This is a genomic window from Desulfatiglans sp. (assembly GCA_012513605.1).
Lineage (GTDB): Bacteria > Desulfobacterota > DSM-4660 > Desulfatiglandales > HGW-15 > JAAZBV01.
Genome location: JAAZBV010000135.1, coordinates 1 through 11,915 on the forward strand (window position 1 = coordinate 1; position 11,915 = coordinate 11,915).

General features: G+C 42.1%; 14 protein-coding genes and 1 pseudogene. 6 read left to right on the top strand and 9 right to left on the bottom strand.

Annotated features, from left to right (window positions below):
* The 7 genes from GX654_18340 to rpsB form a co-directional block, all read right to left on the bottom strand.
* Window positions 1-799 (bottom strand): SDR family oxidoreductase (locus GX654_18340; GenBank protein NLD38823.1); only part of this gene is annotated, 799 nt, incomplete at its 3' end.
* Between the two features lie 28 nt (window positions 800-827).
* On the bottom strand, window positions 828-1,643 hold the full coding sequence (locus GX654_18345) for a phosphatidate cytidylyltransferase (protein ID NLD38824.1): 816 nt from the start codon (window positions 1,641-1,643) through the stop codon (window positions 828-830).
* Window positions 1,644-1,665: 22 nt separating this feature from the next.
* Entirely contained in the window at window positions 1,666-2,385 is a 720-nt protein-coding gene (locus GX654_18350; GenBank protein NLD38825.1) for an isoprenyl transferase, read from the bottom strand.
* Between the two features lie 147 nt (window positions 2,386-2,532).
* On the bottom strand, window positions 2,533-3,090 hold the full coding sequence (frr, locus tag GX654_18355; protein ID NLD38826.1) for a ribosome recycling factor: 558 nt from the start codon (window positions 3,088-3,090) through the stop codon (window positions 2,533-2,535).
* Window position 3,091: 1 nt separating this feature from the next.
* Complete coding sequence (locus tag GX654_18360) at window positions 3,092-3,817, bottom strand: UMP kinase (GenBank protein NLD38827.1); 726 nt, start codon at window positions 3,815-3,817, stop codon at window positions 3,092-3,094.
* On the bottom strand, window positions 3,810-4,412 hold the full coding sequence (gene tsf, locus GX654_18365) for a translation elongation factor Ts (GenBank protein NLD38828.1): 603 nt from the start codon (window positions 4,410-4,412) through the stop codon (window positions 3,810-3,812). The genes GX654_18360 and tsf overlap by 8 nt, the downstream gene beginning before the upstream one ends.
* Before the next feature lie 2 nt (window positions 4,413-4,414).
* Window positions 4,415-5,278 carry a 30S ribosomal protein S2 gene (gene rpsB / locus GX654_18370; protein ID NLD38829.1) on the bottom strand — a complete coding sequence of 288 codons (864 nt, stop codon included), beginning with the start codon at window positions 5,276-5,278 and terminating at the stop codon, window positions 4,415-4,417.
* Between the two features lie 343 nt (window positions 5,279-5,621).
* Between rpsB and GX654_18375 the strand changes: the two genes are divergently transcribed.
* The 6 genes from GX654_18375 to GX654_18400 all read left to right on the top strand — a co-directional run bounded on the left by GX654_18375 (window position 5,622) and on the right by GX654_18400 (window position 10,406).
* Window positions 5,622-6,812 (top strand): HD domain-containing protein, encoded by a 1,191-nt coding sequence (locus GX654_18375; protein NLD38830.1) that lies wholly within the window; start codon window positions 5,622-5,624, stop codon window positions 6,810-6,812.
* A gap of 7 nt (window positions 6,813-6,819) precedes the next feature.
* On the top strand, window positions 6,820-7,563 hold the full coding sequence (gene recO, locus GX654_18380) for a DNA repair protein RecO (GenBank protein NLD38831.1): 744 nt from the start codon (window positions 6,820-6,822) through the stop codon (window positions 7,561-7,563).
* Window positions 7,564-7,653: 90 nt separating this feature from the next.
* Window positions 7,654-7,890, top strand: a complete 237-nt coding sequence (locus tag GX654_18385; protein NLD38832.1) for a type II toxin-antitoxin system prevent-host-death family antitoxin — start codon at window positions 7,654-7,656, stop codon at window positions 7,888-7,890.
* Entirely contained in the window at window positions 7,890-8,267 is a 378-nt protein-coding gene (locus tag GX654_18390; protein NLD38833.1) for a type II toxin-antitoxin system VapC family toxin, read from the top strand. The genes GX654_18385 and GX654_18390 overlap by 1 nt, the downstream gene beginning before the upstream one ends.
* Window positions 8,268-8,439: 172 nt before the next feature.
* Window positions 8,440-9,462 carry an SPFH domain-containing protein gene (locus tag GX654_18395; GenBank protein ID NLD38834.1) on the top strand — a complete coding sequence of 341 codons (1,023 nt, stop codon included), beginning with the start codon at window positions 8,440-8,442 and terminating at the stop codon, window positions 9,460-9,462.
* On the top strand, window positions 9,459-10,406 hold the full coding sequence (locus GX654_18400; protein ID NLD38835.1) for a sugar kinase: 948 nt from the start codon (window positions 9,459-9,461) through the stop codon (window positions 10,404-10,406). Before GX654_18395 ends, GX654_18400 begins: the two co-directional genes overlap by 4 nt.
* A 464-nt stretch (window positions 10,407-10,870) precedes the next feature.
* On the opposite strand, the pseudogene GX654_18405 reads toward GX654_18400, so the two are convergent.
* A pseudogene (locus tag GX654_18405) lies at window positions 10,871-11,619 on the bottom strand (ATP-binding protein).
* Window positions 11,597-11,893 (bottom strand): hypothetical protein, encoded by a 297-nt coding sequence (locus tag GX654_18410; GenBank protein ID NLD38836.1) that lies wholly within the window; start codon window positions 11,891-11,893, stop codon window positions 11,597-11,599. Before GX654_18410 ends, GX654_18405 begins: the two are co-directional and overlap by 23 nt.
* Between the last annotated feature and the right edge of the window lie 22 nt (window positions 11,894-11,915).

An 11,915-nucleotide genomic window follows, 5' to 3' on the forward strand; every position in this document is an offset into this window, starting at 1 on the left:
CTGATCCGGTAAGCCTGATAACCATTTCAGCAAGTTCCCTCATATTGTATTCATTCGGATTACCCAGGTTTACAGGGCCTGTAAAGCCTTTAACGCTGTTCATCATCCTGATCATTCCATCTATCAAATCATCAACATAGCAGAATGATCTTGTCTGTGTGCCATCACCAAATATTGTGATGTTCTCACTCTTGAGGGCCTGGACAATAAAATTACTGACCACCCTGCCGTCATCAGGGTGCATCCTTGGGCCGTAGGTATTAAATATTCTGACCACCTTTATATCAACATTGTTCTGCCTGTAGTAATCAAAAAAGAGGGTCTCAGCGCACCGCTTACCTTCATCATAACATGCCCTTATACCTGTGGTATTTACATTTCCCCAGTAATCTTCCCTCTGGGGGTGGATGGTGGGGTCTCCATAAACCTCGCTTGTTGATGCCTGTAAAATCCTGGCCTTTACCCTTTTTGCAAGGCCAAGCATATTGATTGCGCCCATCACGCTTGTCTTGGTTGTTTTAACCGGGTTATACTGATAATGGACAGGGGATGCCGGGCATGCAAGGTTATATACCTGATCAACCTCCAGAAGAATGGGATTAACGATATCATGTCTCAAAACCTCAAGGTATCTGTTATCCATGAGGTGCAGTATGTTTCTTTTCTCGCCAGTGAAAAAATTATCAAGACATATAACATTGTTACCTTCAGCAAGGAGCCTTTCGCACAGGTGTGAACCCAGGAACCCTGCACCACCGGTAACAAGAATCCTTAACCTGTCATACTTGTATGCAACCATCTCTACCTCCTTAGAACCAGCTAAAAAGCTATATCATAAACATTAGAAAAATGTATAAAACAGGTGCAGCAAATAAAATGCTGTCTATCCTGTCAAGTATACCCCCGTGCCCCGGAAGCAGCTCCCCTGAATCCTTTATGCTAAAATTTCTTTTAAGCATGGATTCGGCAAGGTCACCGACCTGCCCGGCCGCAGACATGATAATTATCAGAGATATGATCGTCGGATCAACAGGATGAAGCCTGAAAATTTTTATAAACAGGATTGCAGCTATCAGGGCAAACACCAGCCCGCCTATTGCCCCCTCCCATGTTTTGTTGGGGCTTACAGTCTCATAAAGTTTGTGCCTGCCAAAAAGCTTTCCGCTGTAAAATGCACCCGTATCATTTGCTGCTGTAACAACCAGCAGGAAAAATATCCAGATACCCCTGACAGAGTGATTAATCAGATAAAGCCTGTCTATCTGGACAAGCATGGCAAGGGGGAGAGAGACATATATGAACCCGGCAGCTATCCTGCCGGTCTCTGACAAATATTTCTCTCCTCTTGATGGGTCAGAAAAGAGGAAATAGAGCATGGGCATAATCACCACAAGGCTGATTACCCCGGGAAGCAAGAGAACATTTCCCATATACAGGGTTAAAAACAGCGCAAGGGTGAGAAGTATGTCGATAATTTTAAGACTAATAGGGATTTGAGGCAGGGTAATCCTGTAAAATTCATTAAGCCCTGCTGCACTGAATAAAAACAGAAAAATGTAGAAAATCAATCTCGGGCTGAAACCTATGAGATAGATTACAATGGGTATTGCTACAATTGCGGTCAACCATCTTTTTAGATGCATAATAAACTTTTAAATATTATCGTTAATCGGCAGCGCCGAACCGCCTCTCCCTCTTCTCGTAATCAAGCAGGGCGGTAAGGTACTCCTTCTCTCTAAAGTCAGGCCATAGTGTTGGAGTAACATATATTTCAGTATATGCTACCTGCCACAAAAGAAAATTGCTTATCCTGTATTCACCGCTTGTCCTGATGAGTAGATCAGGGTCAGGGATGCCGGCAGTATACAGGCTATTACCTATCATGTCATCATTAATATCCTCTATATCAAGCTTGCCCGATTTTACCCTGGCCGCAATCTCTTTTACCGCATTTACTATCTCCTGCCTTGCGCCGTAGCTTAAGGCAAGTGTAAGAACCATATCATTATTAGCGGATGTCTTTTCAATTGTCTCATACAGCACCTTTCTTGCATCGGGAGGGAGCTTATCAATGTCGCCTATTGCATTTAACCTGATGCCATTATCAAGCATTTCAGAGAGCTCGCTTTTAAGGAACCTTTTAAGTATTTCCATGAGGGCAGCTATTTCAAGCCTTGACCTCTTCCAGTTTTCCTCCGAAAATGCATAAAGGGTCAGGTATCTGATACCGAGTTTCCTGCTTGTCCTGACTATTGTCCTGACAGACTCAGTACCCTCTTCATGGCCCTTTACCCTGTTCATCATCCTTTTTTTTGCCCAGCGGCCATTTCCGTCCATGATTGCGGCAACATGTATTGGCAGTTTTTTGGGATCCAGTTTGGTCATAAAGGCTTCTTTTATAAAAAATCATCAGATAAATTGAAAATATCCATTAACCGGAATAAAAGGTGAAGGGATATCTTTGCGGGTTACAGGATAACCCTGCCCCTGTGATGGAAATGGGGGCAGGTATTCTCGAGTTATAGACATGTATTAAAATTCTAGTATCTCTTTTTCTTTTTCAGAGGTAACTTTATCGACCCTGGAGATATAATCGTCAGTTATCTTCTGTACCTCTTCCTGGGCGCCGTGCATCTCATCCTCTGATATCTCCTTTTCATTCTTCAGATCCTTGAAGATATCATTGGCATCCCTCCGGTGATTCCTGACAGCAATCTTGGCCTCTTCAGCCATCTTTTTAGCCATCCTGGCAAGCTCTTTTCGCCTTTCCTCTGTAAGAGGAGGGATATTTATCCTGATAATCTTGCCGTCATTCATGGGTGTAAGCCCTAGCTCCGATTTCAGGAGGCTTTTTTCTATCTCCTTGATGATTGACTGATCCCAGGGTTTGATTGTAATCAGCCGGCTTTCCGGTACTGAAACAGATGCAACCTGATCAATTGGCATCTGGGAATCATAACAATTGACCCTGATGCCATCAAGCAGGGCAGGTGTAGCCCTGCCGGTTCTAAGCCTGAGAAAATCCTTCTTCAATGCCTCAATGGAATTGTTCATCTTATCATGCAGATCAGAAAATATTTCGTCTTTCATATCAGTCCCCTGTTATTAAGGTTCCAACATCATTTCCTGTGACGACCTTAAGAATATTTCCCCTCTCCTTAAGACTGAACACCAGTACAGGAAGGTTATGTCCCATAGCAAGGGTTATGGCCGTCATGTCCATTACCTTCAATTCCTTTTCTATATATTCCCTGTAGGTCAAGGTCTTGTATGGTTTTAGTGAAGGATCATCCTTGGGATCACGTTCATAAACACCTTCGACCTTGGTTGCCTTTAATAATACCTCGGCATCTATCTCCATTGCCCTTAAGGCAGCCGCTGTATCAGTGCTGAAAAAGGGGTTTCCTGTGCCTCCGCCAAACAGCAGAACCCGCCCCTTGATCAGGTGGCTGATTGCCCTTTTCCTGATAAAGGGTTCTGCCACCTTGTTCATATCAATAGCCGACATGATCCGTGTCTCAAGCCCCTCATTGTTCAGCGCCTCTCCAAGGGCAAGCGCATTAATTACTGTGGCAAGCATACCCATATGATCGGCAGGGGCACGTTTCATACCATAAGAATTGGAGTTAAGCCCCCGGAAAATATTCCCCCCGCCTATCACAACAGCAATCTGAACACCCTTATCATGGACATCCCTGATCTCACAGGCAATACCCTTGAGGGTCTCAGGATCAATGCCATAATTGCCTTTACCCATCAGGGCCTCACCGCTGATCTTGAGCAGTATACGATTGAAGCGGGTTGTTTTTTTACCCATTGGTCTCCCCAAGCTGGTAACGTACGAAACGATTTATAATAATATTTTCACCAGTCTTGGCTATCAGGTCGTTAAGGAGGTCCTGGATAGTAATATCCGGGTTCTTTACATATTGCTGTCCAAGAAGGGTAGTTTCAGCGTAAAATTTATTTATCTTACCTTCTACTATCTTTGCGAGCACATTCTCCGGCTTCCCTGATTCCCTTGCCTGTGTCATGTAGATATCCTTTTCCTTTTCAAGGATATCCGCAGGGATACCATCGCGGTTTACAGCCATGGGGTTGCTTGCAGCAATATGCATGGCTACATTCTTCACAAATTCGGTAAAATCACTGCTCTTGCCTGTAAAATCGGTCTCACAGTTGACCTCTAATAAAACACCAATCTTGCCGCCGGCATGGATATATGACTGAACCTGACCTTCAGAAGTTGACCTGCCTCCCCTTTTCATGGCTGTTGCAATACCCTTTTTCCTGAGGTATTCAACCGCCTTTTCTATATCACCATTGCTCTCCTTAAGGGCCATCTTACAGTCCATCATACCGACCCCGGTCTTCTCTCTTAATTCCTTAACTGCTGATGCCGTTATTTCCACTTTTATTCCTCCATATCATCGTCGTCGTCATCGTCGATGTCATCATATACTGAATCTTTCTTGTTAACTATGATTACCTCGGGGCCAGCCTTCTTTTCCAGCGCCACAGGGGCCGCTGCCTCAGGCTTTTCAGGCTCTTCATCCTTCTGCATTTCAGCCTCTGCCCTCAGCTTTTCCTCTGCCATAGCATGCCCTGCGATACAGGCATCAGCTATCTTAGAGCAGATAAGCCTTATGGATCTGATAGCGTCATCATTTCCGGGGATTACGTAATCTATATCATCAGGATCACAATTGGTGTCTGTAATGGCGATTACAGGTATACCGATCTTTTTTACCTCTTTTACAGCTATGTGCTCCCTTTTGGGGTCAACTATAAATACGGCGCCGGGCAGTTCATCAAGATGCTTAATACCGCCCAGGTTCTTTTCAAGTTTGGCCATTTCCCTTTCCATTGTAAGGGCCTCTTTCTTGGTATACCTGTTTATAGAGCCGTCTTCAAACATCTTTTCAAGCTCCTTCAGACGGGCGATACTCCTTTTTATGGTCTGAAAATTAGTAAGGGTTCCGCCAAGCCAGCGGTTTGCGACAAAAAACATCCCGCATCGTTCACTTTCCTCTATGATGGCATCATGGCTCTGTTTTTTTGTCCCTACAAACAGAACAGGATACCCTTCAGACACGGTCTTCACCACAAAATCATGGATATTGCTGAAGAGCTTTACAGTCTTCTGCAGATCAATAATGTGGATACCGTTCCTGGAGCCAAAAATATATGGTTTCATCTTCGGATTCCAGCGTTTTGTCTGGTGGCCAAAATGGACACCTGCTTCTAATAATTCTTTCATGTTAAGCACTACACCCATTAATTCCTCCTCATAATCCGGGATATTTATAATCCCGTTCCCACGGTTTAACCTCCGCCCGGGCACTGGCGAACTCCCATATGGTGGGGCACCGGGGCTAGTCCCGAACGTGCGAATTAGTACATATCGGGTTGAATAAACAACCCTTTTTACATATTATCCATATGTAAGAACTGGACATATTAACAATCATTATGAATTTTTTGCAAGAAAAAAATGCCTTTATTTACATTCAGGTAGAGACAGGTTTTAAACCTGTCTCTACTTTTATATTTTTATATAAATGACATTGGATGATATTATGTTATAAATAAAATCATTTCAATAGCAAGGAGATTTCAGATTGATCAACTCCCAGTGTTTAAACAATATTAAAAGGACGCTTGATGAGGCAGAAGAAAAGCGGTTCTCAAAATATGCCAGTCTGAGTAAAACCGCCGTAAGAAGGGTGGAGGAGGGAAATATTCACAGGGGTCACAGGCAGAATTTTTCACTTGATACAGACAGGATACTCCATTCTATGGCCTATTCAAGGTATATTGATAAAACCCAGGTATTTTACCTTGTAAAAAATGATCATATCACCCACAGGGTGCTGCATGTTCAGCTCGTCTCAAAGATATCCCGCACAATAGGCAGGCTTTTAATGCTTAATGAGGATCTGATAGAGGCAGTCTCCCTTGGACACGATATAGGCCATGCCCCTTTTGGACATGATGGTGAGAGGTTTCTTTCAAGGCTTTCATTAGACCACGGGATCGGGTATTTCCAGCATAACCTTCAGAGTGTCAGGTTTCTTGAAAAGATAGAAAGAAAGGGCCGGGGCTGGAACCTCACACTCCAGGTATTGGACGGGATACTCTGCCATGATGGTGAGATACATAAAAAAAAGCTCTGCCCCAAGACAGACAAAAACTTTGACATAATGGCCAAAGAGATAGCTGAAAAAGAAAATGATCCCCATTTTGAGATCCTCCCCATGACACTTGAGGGGTGTGTGGTGCGTATGGCAGACACCATAAGCTATGTTGGGAGAGATATAGAGGATGCCATACGCTTAGGGATCATAAAAAGGCAGGATATACCTGAAAGCTGCCGCAGCACCCTTGGAGAGACAAACGGTACCATTGTCTATTCCCTTGTTGAAGACCTTGTGGAAAACAGCCTTGATAAACCATATATCTGTTTCAGTGACAAGATAAGCAACTCGTTAAAGGAGCTTAAGGATTTTAACCGCGACAGGATATACCTGAGCGAAACCTTCTTTAAACAGACAGCAAAACTGGAGCTTATGTTCAGGCTTATGTTTGAGAGATACAGTGAAGACCTGAAAACCAAAAACACCGGTTCCGAGATTTACGGTGAGTATCTCAGGGGAATGAGCGAGGAATACAGGGAGACAAGCTCAACGGCAATGGTGGTAAGGGATTTTATGGCAGGTATGACAGATGAATACTTTCTTTCACAGTGCCGCAAATACCTGTTTCCCGAGATAAAAACTGCCCCATCACAGTCTTACAGCTATATGGACTGATTATCTTATGGAAATCAGTTCATCCAGTTCCATTATCATGCGTGTGAAGGATTTTGGCGAATCTGATCTTATAATCACCTTTTTTACCCCGCTGGAAGGTAAGGTCAAGGGGATAGCAAAGGGGGCGCGCCGGAGCAGAAAGAGGTTTGTAAACTGCCTGGATATCTTCTCGCATGTAAAACTGGAATACAGCCTTAAAAAAAAGGATGGCCTCTATTTTATACACTCAGGCAAGCTTATTGACGCATACCCTAGCTTAAGAAAGGACTACGCAACACTTATCAAGGCAAGCTACATGATAGAGCTTACCGAGATGCTTTTCCCATGGAATCTACCTGACAGAGGTATGTTTGATACACTGATGAACTCCTTTGAGATTCTTGATAAAGGTGGCAATACCGATATTGTTACTGTTTTTTTTGAACTGGCCGCAATGGCCCTTGGCGGGTACAGCATTAACCTTGAAAAATGTTCCATATGCGGCAGGGCATACAAAGGGATTGGAACAGCGGTCTTCAGGCCAGATACAGGCGGCATAGCCTGCATGAGGTGTCAGGGGGTAACAAAAGCCACACCGGGCTTAAGCCCTGACACGGTAAATATGATTAAAAAAATTCAGGCGGGCCTGTCAAAGGAATGTTTTGACATCTGCACCTCAAAGGACTTCTTAGATGAAATTAGACCGGTACTTAAACTCCACAGGGAATACAGGCTGGAAAACAGGCCAAGAACCGCGGGTTACCTGGAGTAGTCATTTTAAAGCATAAAGCCCCTTTAATAGAAAAACATTGACATTCTGACCTGGTCTGGTCAGACTATATTGCATCAGGAGGTAGTCATTATGCTGATAACAAATATTTCAGAGGCAAAGGCCCAATTATCATCACTTATTGAAAAGGTAAAAGCAGGTGAGGAGGTAATAATAGGAAAAGCAGGAACGCCTGTAGCCAGATTGGTAAAATATGAGATTAAAAATGTCCAGCGGACCCCCGGTGCACTTAAAGGAAAGATTATAATAGCGGAAGATTTTGATGATTTGCCATCTGATATTGCCAAGGCATTTGGGATGGAAGAATGATGAATCTTTTATTGGACACACATGTACTACTATGGTGGCTGAATGATAATCCAACCCTCTCAAATAAAGCAAGGGCAGCAATTTCAGAATCACTGAATGTAGTGTTTATCAGTGCTGCCGTTATCTGGGAAATTCGTATTAAACAGTCTTTAGGGAAACTGAAAATTCCAAAAGATTTTCAGTCAGTTGTTGAAGCGCAACCATTTGAGACTCTTGATATCACAACCGAACATGCCCATAAAATTCTATCACTCGCAAAATATCATAGAGATCCATTTGACAGAATGCTCATCGCACAAGCCATGGTTGAACGCTTTACACTGATAACCAGGGATAAAAATATTATGAAATATGAGGTCCCCTATATAGAAGCATAAAACTCTGTTCTCGTAGAAACGAGAATGCATCCTTTACCATTTTTTTAAGGTTGTAATTATCTGATTCAGGCTTTCAAAACAGAAAAACCAAGTAAGCATCAGCATAGGGTTTTACCTAAATAACGATAAATATATTTAAACTCTATTCATACATAAAATAAAGGAGACCTAAATGTTCGGAATTAAATTCATAAAAATGCAGCCGACTGATTATGTTATTCAATATCGTAAAGGTAAGATCGTTAGAGAAGGAACAGGGTTATTCTTCTTTTATTATGCCCCTTTCTCTTCACTGGTCAGGATTTCAGTTGCCAGTATCGATGCCCCTTTTATCTTTAAAGAGGTTACAATAGACTTTCAGGAAGTAACAGTCCAGGGTCAGATAACATACAGAGTTTCTGATCCAATGAAATTATCAAGGTTAATGAATTTTACTCTTGGACCTGATGGGAAGAATTATACTTCAGAAGATCCTGATAAATTGCCTCAAAGACTTATAAATCACGCACAGGTTTTAACAAGAGATACACTAAAAGCTATGACTCTAAAAGAAGCACTGAAACAGGCTGGTAATATTGTTATTGCACTGCGGGAAGGATTCAAGAATGCCGAAACAATAACCAACCTTGGAATTGAAGTCGTAGACCTTTCAATTTTGGCGATAAAACCAACGCCTGAGACCTCCAGGGCACTTGAGGCTGAGGCAAGAGAACAAATCCTGAAAGAGGCCGATGATGCAATTTATTCCAGAAGAAATTCTGCGGTAGAACAGGAAAGGACTATAAAAGAAAATGAACTCAATACTGAAATCGCTGTAGAAAACAAGAAACGCCAGATAAAAGAAACACAGATGGATGCTGAAAAATCTGTTCAGCAAAAAAGAAGAGAGATTAAGGAGGCTGAAATGGCTGCTAAAATTTCTCTGGAGGAGAAAAATAAAGAACTTGTTGCACTGGCAACTGAAAATACAAAGCATGAGGCAGATACAAAGGCTTATAGTATATCTGTGATGATGAAAGCCATTTCCGGAACAGACCCGAAAGTAATTCAATCGCTTGCCAGTGCAGGTATGGATCCTTCACAATTAGTCGCATTTGCATTCAAGGAATTGGCCGAAAGTGCAAGTAAAATTGGTCAATTAAATATTTCCCCTGAATTGCTGCGTGAATTAATGGCTAAACAGGAAAGTAAATGACAGATAGGTTTTCTGAAAACAAGATCATCCTGATAACGAGGAAGACGCGTCTTGATGATCTCATATTAAGGTTTAATACTGAAGCTCAAGCCAGGTTTTATATAGAACATCTTGGTTCTGATTTTTCGGATTATGTACTTGAAGATAAAAAATACAAGTCAGCAGTAAAAGAAGCAACTAATACTCTCTCCAGACTTGGCCGTCTTCAGATTTTAGATCGGTCATTTGTACCAAACTTTATTTTTGGTAAAGAAGATATAATTGTTGCTCTTGGGCAGGATGGTCTTGTCGCAAATATCCTAAAATATCTGGACAAGCAACCGGTTGTGGGCGTCAACCCTGATCCTGATCATTATGAAGGGATACTGCTTCCATATATTGTATTTGAATTGGCAGATGTAATACAAAAGGTGTTAAAGAAAAGCAGTGCGATCAGGCAGATTACAATGGCAAGAGCAGTACTTAATACAGGGCAGTCAATGTATGGAGTTAATGATATTTTTATTGGCCCCAAAACCCACATATCGGCGAGGTACTCCATTCAAATTGAAAAGAAAAAAGAAGATCAGTCATCAAGTGGTATTATCGTATCAACAGGGCTTGGTTCAAGCGGATGGCTAAGAAGCGTGATTGCTGGTGCAACAGGGATATCGTCTGCAACTACCGGAAGACAGATTGAGGTGAGACAAAAGACAAAATTCACCTGGGAATCAGATTATCTTTATTATTCTGTACGTGAACCCTGGCCAAGCAAAACTTCCTCAGCAAATTTGACATTCGGTAAAATTACCAAAAGGAATCCCCTTAAAATTACATCGGCCATGCCTGAAAGCGGTGTATTATTCAGTGACGGTATTGAAACTGATTTCATTGAATTTAATTCAGGAACAGTAGCGACAATCGGTGTTGCTGATAAAAAAGGGCACCTTGTTGTTAAAGGATGATATTATGATTAATCTTAACGAGTTTCGGGCATTGTTCTAACCTTCCATATCGGAAAATTTGCCGGCTACTCATATGTGCTGTATCTTAAAATGGGAGATGATAATGATAATTGAATATACCCCCACACTTTCTGATCTTTTGCATGCTGCTCGTGAAAATGAAAAAAGGCAATGGAGGGTTGCCAATAGAATCGTATCAGTATCTTTAATAATACTTGGCATTATGTTTTTTGTTTGGAATTCAATTTTGTTCAGTGGTATCTTTCTGTGCTTAGGGTTTCTAGAATTATTCAACCTTCTACCTTCATCTTGTGTGTATTCCCCGTAATCCGGTGGCTTATTCCACGCCAATCCGGATGGTGATTCCACGGGAATCCGGATGCCTAATCCACAGTAAAGCGGATAGCGAAGCTAAAAAAAATAACAAAAATAAATTATAAGACATCAGTCGTGAACAAGTTTATCTAATCCCCGGATTTAGTCAATGGGGAACTATTTTTTCTCATAGATTTTCCTTTTAACTCTATTTTATAAGCAGAATGAACCAGCCTGTCCAGGATGGCATCAGCAAGGGTCGGATCACCTATTAAGTCATGCCATGTATCAACAGGGAACTGGCTTGTGACCATGGTTGAAGAAAGAGAGTTTCTATCTTCAAGTATCTCCAATAGATCATGCCTGGACTCATCAGTCATTTTAAATAACCCCCAGTCATCAAAGATTAAAAGTTTTGTTTTTGCATAGTCTTTAAGGATCTTTCCATATCTGCCATCACCTTTGGCAATATTAAGGTCATGGAAGATCCTTGGTATCCGGATATAATGCACAGAATAGCCTTCCCGGCAGGCCTTCTGAGCAAGGGCGCAGGCGATATAGGTTTTACCGGTTCCGGTTGGGCCTGTGATAATGAGATTATTGGCATCTTTAATCCAGTCACAGGAAAAGAGTTTTGCCATAAGGGATTTATCAAGGCCTCTTGGATGCCTGAAGTCAATATCCTCTATACAGGCGCTTTGTTTGAGCTTCGCATTTTTTACCGTGTCTTGAGCTTCCGGTTTTCTCTGTATGAGGTTTCTCTATCAACCATAAACCCGAGACGTTCTTCAAAGGAAAGTGATGCAATATCCGGCAGCTGCATCTGCTCTTCAAGGGTTATAGCCATACCGTTTAGCCTTAAAGATTTGAGTTGATCAATTATTGGATGAATCAGCATAAGTTTTTTCTCCTTCTTCATTAGATTGATAATACTCCCGGCCTCTGATATTGGAATGGGTTATAAAAGAGGTCTGTTGAGGGCCTTCTTTTTGAGGGGGCAGCCTGTCAAGGCCCTTTTCAAGGATGGCGCGGATGCTTTTATAGGATGGGCTTCCAATCGCCAGAGCTCTTGAACAGGCAGCCTCCAGTCTTTCCTGTGTGTAGCTTTTCCCAAGACTTATTATCCCAATACATGACCTGAACCCCTGTTGAGGATGCATTCTGCTTTCCATAATAAGTTCTACTGTACTGGCA